The sequence below is a fragment of the uncultured Microbacterium sp. genome, from assembly GCF_945952435.1.
Lineage (GTDB): Bacteria > Actinomycetota > Actinomycetes > Actinomycetales > Microbacteriaceae > Microbacterium.
This window is the reverse complement of record NZ_CAMFHZ010000021.1, coordinates 18,104-37,312: the sequence shown is the minus strand read 5'-3', so window position 1 is coordinate 37,312 and position 19,209 is coordinate 18,104. Positions and strand designations below refer to the sequence as shown.

At 71.6% G+C, this 19,209-nt stretch carries 14 protein-coding genes; 10 read left to right on the top strand and 4 right to left on the bottom strand.

What is annotated here, in order from left to right:
* Positions 1-59: 59 nt before the first annotated feature.
* Genes glmM through rplM form a run of 3 tightly spaced genes read right to left on the bottom strand, consistent with a single transcriptional unit; the run spans position 60 to position 2,393 of the window.
* Positions 60-1,415 carry a phosphoglucosamine mutase gene (gene glmM / locus Q0P88_RS11615; RefSeq protein WP_295014287.1) on the bottom strand — a complete coding sequence of 452 codons (1,356 nt, stop codon included), beginning with the start codon at positions 1,413-1,415 and terminating at the stop codon, positions 60-62.
* 16 nt (positions 1,416-1,431) lie between these two features.
* Positions 1,432-1,917 (bottom strand): 30S ribosomal protein S9, encoded by a 486-nt coding sequence (gene rpsI, locus Q0P88_RS11610; protein WP_295014285.1) that lies wholly within the window; start codon positions 1,915-1,917, stop codon positions 1,432-1,434.
* A gap of 29 nt (positions 1,918-1,946) precedes the next feature.
* Positions 1,947-2,393, bottom strand: a complete 447-nt coding sequence (gene rplM / locus Q0P88_RS11605) for a 50S ribosomal protein L13 (RefSeq protein ID WP_295014283.1) — start codon at positions 2,391-2,393, stop codon at positions 1,947-1,949.
* A 76-nt stretch (positions 2,394-2,469) separates the two neighbouring features.
* Between rplM and lhgO the strand changes: the two genes are divergently transcribed.
* Positions 2,470-3,777 carry an L-2-hydroxyglutarate oxidase gene (gene lhgO, locus Q0P88_RS11600; protein ID WP_363316509.1) on the top strand — a complete coding sequence of 436 codons (1,308 nt, stop codon included), beginning with the start codon at positions 2,470-2,472 and terminating at the stop codon, positions 3,775-3,777.
* Between the two features lie 27 nt (positions 3,778-3,804).
* On the opposite strand, the gene Q0P88_RS11595 is transcribed toward lhgO, so the two are convergent.
* On the bottom strand, positions 3,805-4,407 hold the full coding sequence (locus Q0P88_RS11595; protein WP_295014278.1) for an acyltransferase: 603 nt from the start codon (positions 4,405-4,407) through the stop codon (positions 3,805-3,807).
* 281 nt (positions 4,408-4,688) lie between these two features.
* Here Q0P88_RS11595 and Q0P88_RS11590 point away from each other — a divergent pair, with 281 nt between their 5' ends.
* From Q0P88_RS11590 to Q0P88_RS11550, 9 genes are read left to right on the top strand one after another with little or no spacing between them, the layout of a single operon-like run.
* The gene (locus tag Q0P88_RS11590; protein ID WP_295014276.1) at positions 4,689-10,352 is read left to right on the top strand and encodes a DUF4082 domain-containing protein; all 5,664 of its coding nucleotides are present in this window, start codon (positions 4,689-4,691) and stop codon (positions 10,350-10,352) included.
* 46 nt (positions 10,353-10,398) lie between these two features.
* Complete coding sequence (locus tag Q0P88_RS11585; protein WP_295014275.1) at positions 10,399-11,460, top strand: Gfo/Idh/MocA family protein; 1,062 nt, start codon at positions 10,399-10,401, stop codon at positions 11,458-11,460.
* Complete coding sequence (locus tag Q0P88_RS11580) at positions 11,457-12,452, top strand: NAD-dependent epimerase/dehydratase family protein (protein ID WP_295014273.1); 996 nt, start codon at positions 11,457-11,459, stop codon at positions 12,450-12,452. The genes Q0P88_RS11585 and Q0P88_RS11580 overlap by 4 nt, the downstream gene beginning before the upstream one ends.
* A complete protein-coding gene (locus Q0P88_RS11575) occupies positions 12,449-13,594 on the top strand; it encodes a DegT/DnrJ/EryC1/StrS aminotransferase family protein (RefSeq protein ID WP_295014271.1) in 1,146 nt (381 codons plus the stop codon). The genes Q0P88_RS11580 and Q0P88_RS11575 overlap by 4 nt, the downstream gene beginning before the upstream one ends.
* Positions 13,591-14,217 (top strand): acetyltransferase, encoded by a 627-nt coding sequence (locus Q0P88_RS11570; protein ID WP_295014269.1) that lies wholly within the window; start codon positions 13,591-13,593, stop codon positions 14,215-14,217. The genes Q0P88_RS11575 and Q0P88_RS11570 overlap by 4 nt, the downstream gene beginning before the upstream one ends.
* Positions 14,214-15,317 (top strand): DegT/DnrJ/EryC1/StrS aminotransferase family protein, encoded by a 1,104-nt coding sequence (locus Q0P88_RS11565; protein ID WP_295014267.1) that lies wholly within the window; start codon positions 14,214-14,216, stop codon positions 15,315-15,317. The genes Q0P88_RS11570 and Q0P88_RS11565 overlap by 4 nt, the downstream gene beginning before the upstream one ends.
* 3 nt (positions 15,318-15,320) lie before the next feature.
* On the top strand, positions 15,321-16,784 hold the full coding sequence (locus Q0P88_RS11560) for an oligosaccharide flippase family protein (protein ID WP_295014265.1): 1,464 nt from the start codon (positions 15,321-15,323) through the stop codon (positions 16,782-16,784).
* Positions 16,781-18,034 (top strand): glycosyltransferase, encoded by a 1,254-nt coding sequence (locus Q0P88_RS11555; RefSeq protein ID WP_295014263.1) that lies wholly within the window; start codon positions 16,781-16,783, stop codon positions 18,032-18,034. The genes Q0P88_RS11560 and Q0P88_RS11555 overlap by 4 nt, the downstream gene beginning before the upstream one ends.
* On the top strand, positions 18,031-19,209 hold the full coding sequence (locus Q0P88_RS11550) for a glycosyltransferase (RefSeq protein ID WP_295014261.1): 1,179 nt from the start codon (positions 18,031-18,033) through the stop codon (positions 19,207-19,209). The genes Q0P88_RS11555 and Q0P88_RS11550 overlap by 4 nt, the downstream gene beginning before the upstream one ends.

The window sequence follows — 19,209 nt, the reverse complement described above, 5'->3', positions numbered from 1 at the left end:
AACCGCCGTGCACTTCCGGTGAACGCACCGGGAGCGCACGGCGGATCGGGATCCGCGGGTCAGAGGGCGAGACGCTCGCGCACGACCTCCGCGAGCTGGTGCGCGCACCGCTCCGCGGTCGCCTCGTCGGCGGCCTCGACCATCACGCGGACGAGCTGCTCGGTGCCGGACGCGCGCAGCAGGACCCGCCCGGTGTCGCCGAGCTCCGCCTCGACCGCGCGGATCGCACGCTGCACGATCTCGTCGTCGGTGCGCGTCCGGTCGACGCCCTTGACGTTGACCAGTCGCTGCGGGAACACCGTCATCACCGAGGCGAGCTCGGCCATGGTCTTCTTCTGGCGCGCCATCTCGGCGACCAGGTGCAGCCCGGTGAGCACGCCGTCGCCGGTGGTGGCGAAGTCGCTCATGATGACGTGGCCGGACTGCTCCCCGCCGAGGGAGTAGCCGCCGGCGTTCATGTCCTCGAGGACGTAGCGGTCGCCGACCGCGGTCTGGCGCACGGTGATGCCGTGCTCGGCCATGGCGCGGTGCAGGCCCAGGTTGCTCATTACGGTGGCGACGAGGGTGTTCTCGACGAGTCGGCCGCGCTGCTTCATCGCGACGGCCAGGATCGCCATGATCTGGTCTCCGTCGATGATCGCGCCCTCGGCGTCCACGGCGAGGCAGCGGTCCGCGTCGCCGTCGTGGGCGATGCCGACATCGGCTCCGACGCGCACGACCTCGGCGGCCAGCTTGTCCAGATGCGTGGATCCGACGCCGTCGTTGATGTTGATGCCGTCCGGCTCCGCGCCGATGACGGTCACCTTGGCGCCGGCCAGGCGGAACGCCTCGGGCGAGGCCCCGCTGGCGGCGCCGTGGGCGCAGTCGAGCACGACGTGCAGGCCGTCGAGCCGGTGCGGCAGGGACGCCAGCAGATGCATGACGTAGCGGTCCTCCGCGTCGGAGAAGCGCTGCACGCGGCCGACGTCGGCGCCGGTGGGGCGCAGCTTGTCGCCGGACATCGCCTCTTCGATGCGCTGCTCCACGACGTCGGGCAGCTTCACGCCGCCGCGGGCGAAGATCTTGATGCCGTTGTCGGGCGCTGGATTGTGCGACGCCGAGATCATCACGCCGAAGTCGGCGTCGATGTCGGCGATGAGGAACGCGGCGGCCGGGGTGGGCAGCGTGCCCGCGTCGAGCACGTCCACCCCGGAGGAGGCCAGTCCCGCCTCGACCGCGGCGCTGAGGAACTGCCCCGAGATCCGCGGGTCGCGGGCGACGACCGCAGTGAGACGCTTGCCGGCGGCCCTGCGGGCCTCGGCAATACGGCCCTGGCCCAGGACGACAGCTGTCGCCTGGGCCAGGGTGAGCGCGATATCGGCGGTGAGGGGACCGTTGGCCAGCCCCCTCACCCCGTCGGTACCGAACAGGGCCATGAAGGAACTGTAGGGTTTAGCGCTTCGAGTACTGCGGCGCCTTGCGGGCCTTCTTGAGACCGGCCTTCTTGCGCTCCTTCACGCGAGCGTCGCGCGAGAGGAATCCGGCCTTCTTCAGGGTCGGGCGGTTGTTCTCGGCGTCGATCTCGTTCAGCGCGCGGGCGATGCCCAGGCGCAGGGCACCGGCCTGGCCCGAGGGGCCGCCGCCGGAGATGCGGGCGATCACGTCGTAGGCACCGGCGAGGTTCAGCACGGTGAAGGGGTCATTGATCAGCTGCTGGTGCAGCTTGTTCGGGAAGTAGTCCTCGATCGAGCGGCCGTTCACCGTGATGGTGCCGGCGCCGGGGACGAGGCGCACGCGGGCGATGGCCTGCTTGCGACGGCCCACGGCAGCGCCGGGGACGCTGAGCACGGGGCGGGGGGCGGTCTCCACCGTCTCGGCGTCGGGCGTCGAGGTGGTGAAGTTCTGCGGGAAGTCGGTGGTGTCCTGGATGTCAGCCACGAGTATGTCCTTTTTCGTGAAAGCGGCGCTTACTGGGCGACCTGGTCGAGGGTGTACGTCTTGGGCTGCTGAGCGGCGTGCGGGTGCTCGGAGCCGGTGTAGACCTTGAGCTTCGACAGCTGCTGGCGGCCGAGGCTGTTCTTCGGGAGCATGCCGCGGATCGCCTTCTCGACGGCGCGGACCGGGTTCTTCTCGAGCAGCTCGGAGTAGGCGACGGCCTTGAGGCCGCCCGGGTGGCCCGAGTGGCGGTAGGCGATCTTCTTCTCGAGCTTCTGACCGGTGAGCGCGACCTTGTCGGCGTTCACGATGATGACGAAGTCACCCGAGTCGATGTGGTTGGCGAAGGTGGCCTTGTGCTTGCCGCGCAGGAGCGCTGCGGCGTGGGAGGCGAGGCGACCGAGAACGACGTCGGTGGCGTCGATGACGACCCAGTCACGCTGGACCTGCCCGGCCTTCGGGGTGTAAGTGCGCGTCACGATAGTGCTGCTTTCTTGAATCGAACGGAGAGGTTCGTGAATCCCACTCCGGGGTGGTTCCTCGCGGAACACGCCAGTGGAGGGCTCACGTTCGTGCGTGCGACCAGCAGTGATCGCACACCAAGGGTCAAGCTTAGGGCATCGACACGCGGTGCCCAAATCCTGGGATCGTGGCCGTGGATATGCTGACCGCATGGGGAACAGGGTGGGAATCGTCGGCGGGGGGATCGTCGGCGTCGCGCTGGCCCGCGCCCTCGCGCGGCGCGGCGACGAGGTCACGGTGATCGAGAAGGAGCAGCGTCTGGCCGCGCACCAGACCGGGCACAACTCCGGGGTCGTGCACGCGGGCCTGTACTACGCGCCGGGCTCGCTCAAGGCGATGCTGTGCGCGCGCGGTCGCGGGCTGATCCGGGACTACTGCGCCGAGAAGGGCCTGCCGTACCGCGAGGTCGGAAAGCTCGTGGTGGCGGTGGACGACGCCGAACGCGGTGCCCTCGACGAGATCGAGCGCAGGGCGCGGGCCAACGGCGTGCCCGATCTGGTGCGCATCGACGACCCGTCGGGGATCCGGGCGATCGAGCCGCACGCGCACGGGGTCGCCGCCGTGCACTCCCCGCACACGGCGGTCGTCGACTACGCGACGATCACCGAGGCGATGGCGCAGGACGTGCGTGCCGAGGGCGGCCGGATCCTGCTCGGCAGCACGGTGTCGGCGATGCGTGCGGAGGGTGACGGGGTGCGCGTCGTCACTCCGGTGTCCGAGCAGGTCTTCGATCGCGTCGTGGTGTGCGCCGGGCTGCAGTCCGATGTCGTCGCCCGCTTCGTCGGCGCCGATCCCTCTCCGCGCATCCTCCCGTTCCGCGGAGAGTACTGGGCGCTGCGTCCCGAGCGCGCCGATCTGGTGCGCGGCATGATCTACCCCGTCCCCGATCCGCGATTCCCCTTCCTCGGGGTGCACTTCACCCGCGGGGTGTACGACGACGTGCACGTGGGACCCAACGCCGTGCCGGCGCTCGCGCGGGAGGGGTACAGCTGGGGGCGCTGGTCGGCGAGGGACACGTGGGAGTCGCTGCGGTGGCCCGGCGCCTGGCCCCTGGCGAGGCAGCACTGGCGGATGGGCGTCGACGAGATCAGCGCTTCGCTGCTCAAGCCGCGCTCCTTCGGAAAGGCGCGGCGCTTCATCCCCGAGCTGCGGTCCTCGGATCTGCGGCGCACGACCGCGGCCGGGGTGCGGGCGCAGGCCTGGGGTCGAGGGGGAGAGCTGCTGGACGACTTCGCGATCGACCGGGTCGGCGCGGTCACGCTCGTGCGCAACGCCCCGTCCCCTGCGGCGACGAGCTCGATGGCGATCGCGGAGCATCTGATCCGCGAGCATCTCGGCTGAGCGCGGCCGGCGCCCGCAGCGCGTCGCTCACCCGACGCGCTGCAGCCCGCCGTCCGCCTCGCGATACCGCTCTCCGGTCTCCGGGCACACCCATTCCCCGTCCTGCGGGGTGAGCGGACGGCCCGCGCGACCGACCCACCCGATCCGACGGGCGGGCACCCCGACCACGAGCGCATGCGCCGGGACGTCCTTCGTCACGACGGCGCCGGCGGCCACGAGCGCCCACGCACCGATCCGCACGGGGGCGATGCACACCGCGCGGGCGCCGATCGACGCGCCGTCGCCGATCTCGACGCCCACCGCGTGCCAGTCGTCGCCCGACTTGAGCGTGCCGTCCACGGTGACGGCGCGCGGGAACTCGTCGTTGGTCAGCACGGCGGCAGGGCCGATGAACACGCCGTCGCCGAGGCGGGCCGGTTCGTACACGAGCGCGTAGTTCTGGAGTTTGCAGTTGTCGCCGATCACGACGTCCGGTCCCACGTAGGCGCCGCGACCGATGTTGCAGTCGGTGCCGAGCCTGGCGCCCTCCCTGACCTGCGCCAGGTGCCAGATGCGCGTGCCGGCGCCGATCTCCGCACGCGGGTCGACGTCGGCGGACGGGGCGACGAACGGGGATGCTGCGCTGCTCATGAGGACCTCCGTGGGGCGAGTGACTTCAGCATAGGAGTGCAGCGCCCCCCTCCCGCAGCCCCCGCAGAGCGCCGAGTACGGGGAGGGAGTCGCCATGAGCGGACTTCCGGAATATCAGAACGCCGAAATGCGTGACGGGAGGCTGTCGAGTGCGCTAGCATGCCGATCGGGGAAGCTCGCGCTCTCGTCTCATCTGGGGTGATGATGAGGGGCGGAACATCTGCTGGGAGATGTTCGGTCAGCGCAGCTCGTCTCGGATCCGAGGATCGAGAACTGGGGACATGAGCATTTTTGGGGAACTGCGTATCGCGCGCCGTGCGCGGCGTGCGCTGACGCTCGTCGTCGCGCTCATCATCGCGTTGACGGCGCTGGTCGCCTTCGACCTGCCGATGTCGGCGAACGCCGCAGGCAGCTCCTGCGGGGCGACGATCAATCCGATCGTCTGCGAGAACTCGAAACCCGGCACCAGCCCCGACGTCTGGGACATCGACGGCGCGGGGGACTCGAGCATCCAGGGCTTCGCCTCGGACATCAGCGTGAACGCCGGCTCCACGATCGACTTCAAGGTCGACACGAACGCCACGTCCTACAAGGTCGACATCTACCGCACCGGCTGGTATCAGGGCCTCGGGGCGCGGTTCATCCAGTCCGTGCCCGTCACGGCGGCGCTTCCGCAGAAGCAGCCCCAGTGCATCTCCGACGTGTCCACCGAGCTGTACGACTGCGGGACCTGGGGCGTCTCCGCGTCCTGGGCCGTGCCGTCGAGCGCCGTGTCGGGGGTCTACATCGCGAAGCTGACCCGCAACGACACCGGCGGCGCGAGCCACATCATCTTCATCGTCCGCAACGACGGCAGCCGCTCCGACGTGGTCTTCCAGACCTCGGATCCCACCTGGCAGGCCTACAACACGTACGGCGGATCCGACTTCTACCAGGGCGCCGCGAACGGTCGCGCCTACAAGATCAGCTACAACCGTCCGTTCGCGACCCGCGGCGACAACGACGGACGCGACTTCTACTTCAGCTCCGAGTACGCGACGGTGCGGTTCCTCGAGCGCAACGGCTACGACATGACCTACATCGCCGGGGTCGATACGGATCGCAGCGGCTCACAGCTGCTCACGCACAAGACGTTCCTGTCCGTCGGCCACGACGAGTACTGGTCCGGAGCGCAGCGCAAGAACGTCGAGGCCGCTCGGGACGCCGGGGTGAACCTGCAGTTCCTCTCGGGGAACGAGGTCTATTGGCGCACCCGCTACGAGGCGTCCACCGCGCCAGGGGGCGCCGCGTACCGCACGCTGGTCTCCTACAAGGAGACCTGGGCGAACGCGAAGATCGATCCGACCACCCAGTGGACGGGGACCTGGCGCGATCCGCGCTTCGCGACCGCCGCCCAGGGCGGGACGCTGCCGGAGAACGGGCTCACCGGCACGATCTTCATGAGCAACAACACGGATCTGCCGATCACCGTGACGAGCGCGCAGGGCAAGCTGCGGCTATGGCGCAACACCAGTCTCGCGTCGTTGGCGAGCGGATCGAGTCAGGCGCTCGCCGCGCACACGATCGGCTACGAATCGGACGAGGACGTCGACAACGGCTTCCGCCCGGCGGGGCTCTTCCGTCTCTCGACGACCGTGGGCAGCACTCCGCAGTACCTCACCGACTACGGCAGCGTCGTCGTGCCCGGCACGACCGAGCACCACCTCACGATGTACCGCGCGGCCAGCGGGGCGCTCGTCTTCGGCGCCGGCACGATCCAGTGGGGCTGGGGACTCGATCAGCAGCACGACGGGAACGGCGCGGCCGCCGACGTCCGCATGCAGCAGGCGCAGGTCAACCTGCTCGCCGACATGGGGGCGCAGCCGGGCAGCCTCATGAGCGGTCTCTCCGCCGCGACGAAGAGCACCGACACGACGGCGCCGACGACCACGATCAGCACCCCCGCGGCCGGCGCGAGCATCGCGCACGGCACGACGGTCACGATCAGCGGGACGGCGTCGGACACCGGCGGGAGCGTCGCCGGCGTCGAGGTGTCCACAGACGGGGGGACGACCTGGCATCCCGCGACCGGCACCACGTCCTGGACCTACACGACCGTGATCCAGGGGTACGGGTCGACCGTGATCGCCGCGCGCGCGATGGACGACAGCGGGAACTACTCCGCCGCGGGCACGAAGCGCACCATCACGGTGCCGGGGCCGTACACGGTGTGGGGGACGACGGTGCCCGCGCAGGCGTCCGCCGACGACACGCAGGCGGTCGAGCTGGGCCTGCGCTTCTCCCCGTCGACGGACGGCTTCGTCTCGGGCGTCCGCTTCTACAAGGGCTCGGCCAACACCGGGGTGCACACCGGGACGCTGTGGTCGGCCTCGGGGCAGTCGCTCGCGACCGTGCAGTTCTCCAACGAGACCGCGAGCGGGTGGCAGACCGCGCAGTTCTCCTCGCCGGTCGCCGTGTCCGCCGGAACGAGCTACATCGTCTCGTACACCGCCCCGAAGGGGCGCTACGCCTACGTCGAACGGTACTGGCCGTACCACGCCACGCCCTCGACGCCGCTCACCGTCGCCAGCGGCGTGGGCGCGGCCAGCCCCGGGGTCTACGGCAACCCCGGCGAGTTCCCGACGCGCACCTACGGCGACGCGAACTACTACGTCGACGCGACGTTCACCTCGGTCGACGGATCGCCTCTCTCGGTCGTGGCGAGGACGCCTGCGGCCACCTCCACGAGCGTCGCGCTCAACATCAAGGTCTCGGCGACCTTCAACCGCGCGGTGGTCGCGTCGAGCGCGTCGATCGCGCTGAAGACGGCGAGCGGCACGGCCGTCGCCGGATCCTCCTCCTACGACGCCACGTCGAAGACCGTCACGTTCACGCCGACCGCGCAGCTCGCGGCGGGGACCACCTACACCGCGACACCCGCGGCGAAGGACTCCGCCGGCCTGACGCTGTCCGGAGGAGCCTGGTCCTTCACCACGCAGACCGCCGACCTGCCGGAGGGCACCTGCCCGTGCACGCTCTTCTCGGAGAGCGAGCGTCCCACGATCGACGCGGACACCGATTCGACCCTGATCACCCTGGGCGTGACGATCACGCCCTCGCAGGACGGCGACATCACCGCGATCAAGTACTTCCGCGGCGCCCGCAACGGCGGATCGCACACCGGCGCGGTGTGGAGCTCGACGGGGACCAAGCTGGCCAGCGTCACGTTCGACGACTCCTCGCTCTACGGCTGGCAGACCGCCAAGCTGAGCACCGCCCTGCACGTCACCGCGGGCCAGACCTACGTGGTGTCGTACGTGGCCCCGGCGGGCGGCTACTCGGCGACGCCGGGACGGTTCAGCGCCGCCTTCACCCGCGGGCCGTTGACGGTCCCGCAGAACGGCTCCGTGTTCACGTACCAGAACGCGTTCCCGACGACGGCGTCCTCCACCGGCTATCTCGTCGACGTCGTCTTCCAGCCCTCCGCCCAGGCGCCGGTGCTCGTGGCGACCTCGCCCACCACCGGGGCGACGGGCGTTCCGGCGAACGGCACGATCGCCGCGACGTTCAGCGCCGCGATCGCGACGGGCTACACCGGCACGGTCCGGGTCAACGGGACGGCCGTGGCCGGCTCGTGGGCGCTGTCGGCCGACGCACGCACCGTGACGTTCACACCCTCCGCGGCGCTTCCGGCGGGCGCGTCCGTGACCGCCTCGCTCACCGGCCTCAAGGGAGCCTCGGGAGGCACGGTCTCCGACACGACGTGGTCCTTCGCGGTCGCGGCGAGCGGATCCTCCGTCACGACGCTTCTCGGCGACCGCACCCCGACGGTGGCGGCGGACACCGACACCGGCTCGGTCGAGCTGGGCATGGCGTTCCACGCCACCGCCGCCGGGAGCGTGACGGGGATCCGGTTCTACAAGAGCTCCGCGAACACGGGAACGCACGTCGGATCGCTCTGGGGTCCCGACGGCACGCGGCTCGCCACGGTGACGTTCGCGGGGGAGTCCGCGTCCGGATGGCAGCGCGCCTCGCTGCAGACGCCGGTCTCGCTCACCCCGGGGGCCGTCTACACGGTCTCCTACCTCGCGCCCAAGGGTGCGTACTCGTACTCGTCCGGCGGCCTGTCGACGGCGATCGTGAGCGGCGCACTCGTCTCGGAGACCTCGAACAACGGACGGTACCGCTACGGCACCGGCGGCACGATGCCCGCATCGTCGTGGAACAGCACGAACTACTTCGTCGACGTGGAGTTCGCCCCGGCGGACGACACGCCCGTGCTCTCGTCCTACAGTCCCGCGAAGGGCGCGACCGACGCGGCGGTCGACGGGTCGATCGGGGCGACGTTCGACCGCGACGTGACGGGACGGTCCCCGGCGATCTCGGTCGCCGTCGCCCAGGGAGCCGCAATCGCCGGCACGAGCGCCTACGATGCCTCGACCCGACGGCTCACCTTCACTCCCTCGGCCGCTCTGGCCGCGGGCACGTCCTATACGGTCACCGTGGCGCTCGCCGGGAAGACGCTGGAGACGTGGAGCTTCACCACGGCCGCGACGGTCACGCCGACCGGGAGCACGCTCTTCGGAACCGACGCCCCGGCGACCGCGGCCGCGGATGACTCCGGCGCGGTCGAGGTCGGCACCGCCTTCCGCGTGACGGACGCCGGCAGCGCCACCGCGATCCGGTTCTACAAGGGCACGGGCAACTCCGGGACCCACGTGGGTTCGCTCTGGACCGCCGACGGCACACGGCTCGCCCAGGTGACGTTCACCGGGGAGACGGCGACCGGCTGGCAGCGCGCGGTGCTCTCGTCGCCGGTCGCGCTCACGGCGGGCACGACCTACGTCGTCTCGTACTACGCGCCGAACGGCCACTACGCGAGCGCTCCGGGCTACTTCTACAACGAGAAGGCCAACGGCAAGATCGTGGGCCTGGCGCCCGCCAACGGCCTGTTCCGGTATGGGACGGGCGGGGGCTTCCCGACCTCGTCGTGGAACTCGTCCGGGTACTTCGTCGATGCCGAGGTCACCTTCGGCGCAGGGGTGGCCGCGAAGGTCGCCGCACCGGCAGCGCCGTCCACCGACGCGTCCACGCCGACCCCGACGCCCTCGCCGACCACGACGCCTTCGCCGACGCCGACGCCCTCGCCGACGCCGACGACGAGCGCCGCGCCCGCGGCGGACCCCGCGCCGGCACCCGCCGCGCCGACGTACGCCCTGACGTCGCAGACCCCGGGTGCCTCGGCCACGGGCGTGGCCCCCACGGACCGCATCAGCGCGGTGCTCGCCGGATCGCCGTCCACGGCAGCGATCTCGCTGACGGGCCCGCTGGGCGCCGTCTCCGGTGCGTCGACGTTCGACGCCGCGGGAGGGACGGTCGCGTTCGCGCCGACCGATCCGCTGAGCTGGAGCGCGACGTACACGGTGACGGTGACCGTCCCGGGGGCGACGGTGACGGGAGGCTCGTGGTCGTTCACGACCGCCGCGGCCCCTCCGGTGCTCGACGCCGAGACCATCTTCGGAGACGCCCTCCCCGCGAACGCGGCGTGGAACGACTCCGCGGCCGTGCAGGTCGCCACACGGTTCACGGTCGACACCGCGGGCAAGGCCACCGGGATCCGCTTCTACAAGGGCAGCGCGAACACGGGCCAGCACACCGGCTACCTCTGGCAGGCCGACGGGCAGAAGCTCGCGCAGGTCGTCTTCCTCGGCGAGACCGCCGACGGTTGGCAGACCGCGCAGTTCGCGACTCCGGTCACCCTCACGCCGGGGACCGAGTACCGCGTCGGGCTCTACAGCACCACCGGCCGCTACGCCGTGGACCTGGGCACGCTCGCCGACGCGACGACCGCAGCGCCCTTCGCGACGCCGGCCAACGGCAGCGCCTGGGTTTACTCCGCAGACTTCCCCTCCAACCTGTCCGCGAACAACTATTGGGTGGACGTGACGTTCACGCCCACCCCGTAGGCCGTGGTGCCGTCTGGGGAGGCCGGCACGACAGAAAAGGACCGAAGTGACTGAACGGCTGAGCGTAGCCGTGGTGGGGGCCGGATACTGGGGCCCGAACCTCGCACGCAACTTCTCCGCGAGCCCGGACTGGGACCTCGCCGTCATCTGCGACCTCGACGAGGAGCGCGCGAGGAACGTCGCCGACCGGGTCGGGGGCGTGGCCGTGTCGACGCGTCTCGACGAGGTGCTCGCCGACCCGCGCATCGACGCGGTGGCCGTCGCGACGCCCGCCCGCACGCACCACCCGATCGTGATGGCCGCGCTCGCCGCGGGCAAGCACGTCACGGTCGAGAAGCCTCTCGCGGCCGACCGCGCGCTCGGCGTCGAGATGGTCGAGACGGCGCGGGACAAGGGTCTCGTGCTCATGGCGGACCACACCTACTGCTACACCCCGGCGGTGCTGAAGATCCGTGAGCTGATCGCGGCGGGCGAGCTCGGCGAGATCCTCTTCGTCGACAGCGTGCGCATCAACCTCGGTCTCATCCAGCCCGACGTGGACGTGTTCTGGGACCTCGCCCCGCACGATCTGTCGATCATCGACTTCATCCTGCCGCAGGGGCTCGATGCCGAGTCCGTGACCGCCGTGGGCGCCGATCCGCTGCGCACGGGGAAGAGCTGCATCGGCTACCTGACGCTGCCCCTCGCGGGCGGTGCCATCGCGCACATCCACGTGAACTGGCTCAGCCCGACCAAGATCCGCCAGATGGTGATCGGGGGCACGCGCCGCACGCTCGTCTGGGACGACCTGAACCCGCAGCAGCGGGTGAGCGTCTACGACCGCGGGGTCGATCTCGCGGAGCAGTCGAAGGCGACGACGAGCGACGCGAGGGCCGCCCAGATCTCCTACCGGCTCGGCGACACCTGGGCGCCCGCGCTGGAGGAGAAGGAGGCGCTGTCGAACATGACCGCCGAGTTCGCCGCCGCGATCCGGGACCGCCGGCAGGCGCGCACGGACGGAGCCTCGGGGCTCCGGGTCCTGTCGATCCTCGAAGCGGCCCGCGGCAGCCTCGAGACCTCCGGCGCACCCTTCCCCGTCCAGACCACCACCCGATTGGAGATGGCATGACCCGCATCGAAGGAGCGAAGATCCTCGTCACCGGCGGCGCCGGCACGATCGGATCCACGCTCGTGGACCAGTTGCTCGAGGCCGGCGCGGATCACGTCGACGTGCTGGACAACCTCGTCCGCGGACGCGTCGCCAACCTGGACGACGCGCTCGCCACCGGACGCGCGACCCTCATCGACGGGGACATCCGCGACAGGGACACGGTGGAGGAGGTCACGGCGGGCAAGGACATCGTGTTCCATCAGGCCGCGATCCGGATCACGCAGTGCGCCGAGGAGCCCCGCCTCGCGCTCGAGGTGCTCGTGGACGGGACCTTCAACGTCGTCGAGGCCGCGGCGGCGCACGGCGTGCAGAAGCTGGTCGCCGCGTCGAGCGCCTCCGTGTACGGCATGGCGGAGGACTTCCCGACGACCGAGCGCCACCACCACGAGAACAACGACACGCTCTACGGCGCCGCCAAGACGTTCAACGAGGGCCTGATCCGCAGCTTCCGCGCGATGAAGGGCCTCGACTACGTCCTGCTGCGCTACTTCAACGTGTACGGCCCCCGTATGGACGTGCACGGCCTGTATACCGAAGTATTGGTTCGCTGGATGGAGCGCATCGCCGATGGCAGGCCGCCGCTCATCTTCGGCGACGGCACGCAGACGATGGACTTCGTGTGCGTGCCCGACATCGCGCGCGCGAACGTCCTCGCCGCGCAGAGCGACATCGTCGAGGGCACCTACAACATCGCGAGCGGCGCCGAGACGAGCCTGCGCGAGCTGGCCGAGACGCTGCTGCGCGTGATGGGGTCGGACCTCGGCGTCGAGTACGGACCTGCGCGCACGGTCAACAACGTCGCGCGCCGCCTCGCCGATGTCTCCGCCGCCGAGCGCGACCTCGGCTTCCGCGCCTCGATCGGCCTCGAGGACGGACTCGCCCAGCTCGTCGAGTGGTGGCGGCCGCTGCGCGAGGAGATCTCCGCAGGGCGTGCCGAGGTCGTGCGATGAGCGCGCGCATCAACGTCATGGTCCCCTGGCTCGGTCAGGAGGAGGCGGACGCCGTCGCCGAGACGATCGCGTCCGGCTGGGTCGCGCAGGGCCCCCGTGTCAAGCGCTTCGAGGAGGACTTCGCCGCCGCGGTGCAGGCGCCGTACGCCGTCGCCACGACGAGCTGCACGACCGCGCTGCACCTCGCGCTGATCGTGGCGGGCATCGGCCCCGGCGACGATGTCGTGGTGCCGTCGTTCTCCTTCGTCGCGACGAGCAACGCGGTGCGCTACGTCGGTGCCGACCCCGTGTTCGCCGATGTGGATCCGGAGACCGGCAACATCACCGGCGAGACCCTGCGCGCAGCGCTCACGCCCAGGACGCGCGCCGTCATCGCCGTGGATCAGGGCGGCGTTCCGCTCGACCTCGACGACGTGCGCGCCGTGGCGGATCCGCTCGGCATCGTCGTGATCGAGGACGCGGCCTGCGGCGCAGGGTCGACCTACAAGGGCCGCCCCGTCGGCGCGGGCGCGGACATCGCGGCCTGGTCCTTCCACCCCCGCAAGCTCCTCACGACCGGGGAGGGCGGCATGCTCACCACGACGCGGGAGGACTGGGCCGACCGCGCCAGGCACCTGCGCGAGCACGCCATGAGCGTCTCGGCCGCGGACCGCCATCGCTCCACGCTGCCGCCGGCCGAGGAGTACACCGAGGTGGGGTTCAACTTCCGGATGACCGACCTGCAGGCGGCGGTCGGGCTCGTGCAGCTCGGGCGGCTGCCGGAGATCGTCGCCCGTCGACGCGCGATCGCGGATCGCTACCGGGAGGCGATCGCGACGATCCCCGGCCTGCGCGCGGTCGAGGACCCGTCCTACGGCACCGGCAACGTGCAGTCCTTCTGGGTGGAGGTCGACGAGCGGTACCCGCTCGACCGCGAGGGACTGCTCGAGGCGCTCGCCGCGGCGGACATCTCGGCCCGTCGTGGCATCATGGCCGCGCACCGCCAGCCGCCGTACCGCGACCGGGTGCCGGAGGGCGGCCTGCCCGTGACGGAGCGACTGAACGAACGCACGCTCATCCTCCCCGTCTACCACGCGCTCACCGACGCTGATCAGGACCGCGTGATCGCGGTGCTCCGCGATCCGCAGGGGGCGACATCGTGAGCGAGGGACTACTCCTGATCGGTGCGAGCGGGCTCGCACGCGAGGTCGTCGCGGCGGGGATCGCCGGCGTCACCGGGATCCTCGACGACGATGAGAGCCGTCACGGCGGCGAGTTCGCGGGCTTCCCCGTGCTCGGGCCGGTCGCGCTCGCCGCGGAGCGCCCGGAGCAGCTCCTCGTGTGCGTGGGGCCGGGCGCGGGGCGCCGCGGGATCGTCCGCCGGCTCGCCGACGCGGGGGTCCGGGAAGACCGCTACGAGATCTTCGCCGCGCGGTCCGCGCGCATCGGCGCGAGCAGCATGATCTGCGCCGGCAGCATCCTGCTCGACGCGGTCGTGGTCACGGCGGACGCGACGCTCGGACGTCACGTCGTCGTCATGCCGAACAGCACGATCACCCACGACGATGTACTCGCGGACTTCGCCACGCTCGCTGCGGGAGTGTCCCTCGGCGGCGGGGTGCGGATCGGCGAGGCCGCGTACGTCGGCATGAACGCCGCCGTACGACAAGGGGTCGCGATCGGCGCGGACGCCGTCGTCGGCATGGGAGCGGCCGTCCTCGAGGACGTGCCGGAGGGGGAGACCTGGGCCGGGGTGCCGGCGCGAAACCTGGGGGAGAAGAGATGAACGTCCCATTCCTGGACCTGGCCGCGCAGCAGGCGGAGGTCGCCGAGGAGATCCTTCCCGTGTGGCGGCGACAGCTGGAGACCGCAGGGTTCATCGGCGGCGCAGAGGTGGAGGCCTTCGAGCGCGAGTACGCCGACTACATCGGCGTCCGCCACGTCGTGGGCGTCTCGAACGGGACCGATGCTCTCGAACTCGCGTACCGCGCCGCGGGCGTGCGCGCGGGCGACGAGGTGATCATGCCGGCCAACACGTTCATCGCGACGGCGGAGGCCGCGTCCCGCATCGGTGCCGTCCCGGTGTTCGTCGACGTCGACGACGAACACCTGCTCATCGACCCGGACGCGGTCGAGGCCGCGATCACGCCGCGCACCCGCGTGATCGTGCCGGTGCACCTTTTCGGCCAGACGGCCGAGGTGGAGCGCATCGCACCGATCGCCGAGCGCCACGGCCTCGTGATCGTCGAGGACGCGGCGCAGTCGCAGGGCGCGACCTCGAGGCAGGGGCGCGCGGGATCGCTCGCCCGGATCGCCGCGACGAGCTTCTATCCGGGGAAGAACCTGGGCGCCGCAGGCGACGCCGGCGCCGTGATGACCGACGACGCGGACGCCGCGGCGCTCATCCGCACGCTCGCCGCACACGGCAGCGCGGTCAAGTACGTGCACGACCACATCGGGATGAACGCACGTCTGGACGCGGTCCAGGCGACCGTCCTCCGCGCGAAGCTGCGCCGACTCGACGGGTGGAACGCCGCCCGCCGCGAGGCTGCCGCCCGCTACGCGGACCTCCTCGGGGACATCGAGGGCGTGCGGCCTCCCTCGGTCCGCCCCGGGAACGAGGACGTCTGGCATCTGTACGTGGTGCGGGTCGAGGACCGCGACCGGGTGATGGCCGAACTGGCCGCCGCGGGCATCGGGGTGGGCATCCACTATCCGACCGTCGTCCCGCTCACGCAGGCGTACGCCGGTCTCGGACACCGGGCAGGACAGTTCCCGGTCGCCGAGGCCGCCGCCGCGCGGATCCTCTCCCTGCCGATGTTCCCGCACCTGCGGCCCGACCAGCAGGAGGCCGTGGCGGCGGCGCTGCGCGCAGCGGTGGCGTGAGTGATGGTGACCACGGGGGAGAGGAAGGGCGCCCGCGCGGCCCCCGGGGCGCGGAGGGCGCTCGTCTGGAGCTTCGCGAACACGGCGATCGGCAAGTTCGGCACCCTGCTGATCTCGATCGCGATCGCACGCCTCCTCGGCCCTGACGCGTTCGGCACGTATGCGGTGGCCCTCGTCGCCCTCGCGGCGGTGCTGAGCTTCAACGAGCTGGGGATCAGCCTGGCGATCGTGCGCTGGGAAGGCGATCCGCGGCGCATCGCCCCGACGGTCGCCACGATCTCGACCGCGGCGAGCCTGGTCTTCTTCCTCGTCGCCTGGATGCTCACCCCCGCGTTCGCCGCGGCGATGGGCGACCCGTCGGCGACCGACGTCGTGCGCCTCATGCTCGTCTGCGTCCCGTTGAACGGGATCGTGGCGACCCCGGCGGCGCTGTTGCAGCGGGACTTCCAGCAGGGGCGCCGTGCGGCCGCCGACCAGGTCAACATCTGGCTGGGCGCCGGAATCTCCGTGGTCCTCGCCGCCCTGGGCTGGGGGGCGATGAGCCTGGCCATCGGCCGCGTGGTCGCCTCGGTCGTGTTCTCCGGGATGCTCGTCGCGTTCTGCCCGTCCGGGATCCGCTTCGGCTGGGATCGTGCGGTCGTCGGCCCGCTCCTGCGCTTCGGCCTGCCGCTGGCGGGATCGAGTCTGGTCGTCTTCGCCGTCGGCTACGCCGACCAACTGGTGGTCGGGACCACGCTCGGCACGCAGGCGCTCGGGTTCTACCTGCTCGCGTTCAACCTGGCGAGCTGGCCGGTGATGATCCTGTCGCAGCCGATCCGCGCGGTCGCCCCGGCCGCCTTCGCCCGCATCCAGGCGCAGCGCGACCTCATGGACCGCACCTTCCGCGACGGTCTGCGGCTGCTGACGGCCGTGGCGCTGCCGGCCTGCGCGTTCATCGCGGGCGCGGCGTTTCCGATCGTCTCCTTCGTCTACGGGCCGCAGTGGGAGCCCGCGGCCCTCGCCCTCCAGTGGCTCGCCCTGCAGGCCGCGATCCGCATCGTGTTCGAGCTCTCCTATGACTTCCTGGCGGTGCTGCGCAAGTCGAAGACCCTCCTGATCGTCCAGCTCGTGTGGCTTGCGCTGCTCATCCCTGCCCTGCTGATCGGGGCGAGGCTCGGCGGCACGGGCGGTGTCGCGCTCGCCCAGTTCGTCGTGGCCGGCATCGTGCTCGTGGGCTGCTACGGCTGGGCCCTGGGGCGCGCCGGTGTGCACCTCGTCGCCCTCGCCAGGACGACGCTCGTGCCGCTGCTGTTCGGCCTCGTGGCGCTCGGCGGCAGCCTCTTGATCTCGGCGTTCGTGCCGGGGGCGTTCGTCGCGTCGCTGCTGGCCGGGCTGTTCTGCACCGCCGTCATCGGCGGGGCGCTGCTGTGCTCGCGACGATCGGTGGCGGCCTTCCGAGGCGTCGGCGTCGAGGGGAGTCCGGCATGAAGGTGATCGTGTACCCGCACGACCTCGGGATCGGCGGAAGCCAGCTCAACGCGATCGAGCTCGCGGCGGGCGTGCGCGATCTGGGACACGAGGTGCTCGTCTTCGGGCGCCCCGGCGCCTTGAACGGCCGCATCGACCAGCTCGGCCTCGAGTTCGTGGAGGCGCCGCCGCCCGGCCGACGGCCGTCGCCGACGACGGCGAGGGCACTCGTCGACCTGGTCCGCGCGCGCGGTGTCGACGTGATCCACGGCTACGAGTGGCCACCCGTGCTGGACGCGGTGCTCGCGGCGGCGCTCGGATCCCCCGCGCGGGTCGTGGGCACCGTGATGTCGATGTCCGTCCCGCCGTTCATCCCCCACGACGTCGAGCTCGTGGTGGGGACGGAGCAGATCGCCGCGGTCGAGCGCCGTGCGGGCCGCCCGCGCGTCCGCACGATCGAGCCGCCCGTCGACCTCGCCTTCAACGACCCTGCCCTGCCCGTCGGTGTCGATGCGTTCCGCATGAGGTACGGCCTCGACGACGGGCGTGTGAACGTGGTCTCGGTCACCCGTTTCGCCCGCGAGCTCAAGCTCGAGGGCACCCTCGCCGCGATCGACGTCGTCGGACGGATCTCCGATCGCTTCCCGGTGCGGCTGGTCCTCGTCGGAGACGGTCCTGCCCGCGACGAGGTGGCGGAGCGCGCCCGCCGCGTCAACGAGCGACACGGGGAGGGGACCGTGGTGCTCACCGGGCGCCTCGACGATCCGCGACCGGCCTATGCCGTGGCGGACGTCGCGCTCGGCATGGGCGGATCCGCCCTGCGCTCCCTCGCCTTCGGCAAGCCGCTCATCGTGCAGGGCGAATCCGGCTTCTGGCGGACGCTGACCTCGGAGACCGTCGACCGGTTCTCCTGGACGGGCTGGTACGGGGTCGGGGAGGGCGAGCAGGGCGGCGCCGATGCGCTCGAGGCCGAGCTCGCTCCGCTGCTCGCGGCCCCGTCGCTGCGGGCCGTGCTCGGGGAGTACGGCCTCGAGCTCGCCCGCTCCCGGTTCTCGTTGACACGGGCCAGCGCGGTGCAGCTCCAGGTGTACCGCGAGGCGCTCGCCGAGGGATCGCAGCGACAGGTCGGTGCGGAGATCGCCGCGCTCGCACGGTATGCGGGCTACTACGCGCGCAAGCGGATCAGCCGGGTCCTGGGACGGGAGTCCCTCGACGACTTCAACGCGCGCCCCGTCGCCGCGCGCCGCGACGCCGAGCGGGTCCCGTCATGACCGACGACGTCCGCCCCGCGCCGCTGATCTGGTTCGCCGGCGTCGGATGGGACGACACCCGCGGCACGGATCGCAGGATCGTCGAGGAGCTGGTCGCCGATCGCACCGTCGTCTGGATGGATCCGCCCAGCCGTCGTGCGTGGCGGGGCTGGCGTTCGGCGCTCGTGCCGCGGCCGGAGGAGACGGGGAGCGTCGTCCGGTACCGGATCGCCGCACCGCCCGGCGCGACCCGGTGGCCGACACGCGGGCTGAGCGACCTGCTGCGGCGGATCGCGCTGCGTCGCGCGCGTCGCGCGTACCCCGGCTCGGCGATCGTCGTCGCCAACCCGCTGGCCCCGCTCCCGGCGGACGACGCGGCGGCGCGCGTGCTCTACGTGACGGACGACTGGGTCGCCGGCGCCGGGATGATGGGGCTCTCCGCGCGGCTCATCGGGCGTACGCTGCGGCGCAACGCGCGCCGCGCCGATGCGCTCGCGGTCGTGTCCCCACCGCTGCAGGAGGGTCTCGGGGCGTGGCCGGCCGGCCTCAGCGCGGTGCTCCCCAACGGCGCCCCCGCGATCCCGGACCGCACCCCGCGCGCCCCGGGACGTCTGCCGATCGCCGTGGTGATGGGGCAGCTGAACGAACGCACCGACATCCGCGCGCTGCAGGCGGTCCTCGACGCGGGGATCCCCCTGCGGATCGTCGGTCCGATGGTGGCCCGCGACGCGTCCGTGCAGGACGCCTTCCGCACCCTCTTCGCACATCCCCTCGCCGACTGGCAGGGCGCGGTGCCGTCCGAGGAGCTCGAGGCGCGGCTCGCGGACGCCGCCGTGGGACTCACCGCCTATCTGCCGACCGCGTTCAACCGCGCGAGCTCGCCGCTGAAGACCCTGGAGTACCTGGCCCACGGCCTGCCGGTGGTGTCGACGGAGCTGCCTGCATCCCGCTGGCTGGACACGCCGCACGTGGCTGTCGCGGGCGACACGGCGTCCTTCGTGGAGGCCGTCCGGGCGTTCATCGCACGCTCCGACGACCCCGCGCAGGAGCGCGCACGGCAGACGTTCGCGCGTGCGCACAGCTGGCGGGAGCGCGCGGATCGGCTGAACGCCCTCGTCGCGGCCGCGGAGGAGACACAGCGGGTGCCGAGGAGTCCGCGAGCGGATTCCGATCTGCGATCGGGGGTAGGCGGTTAG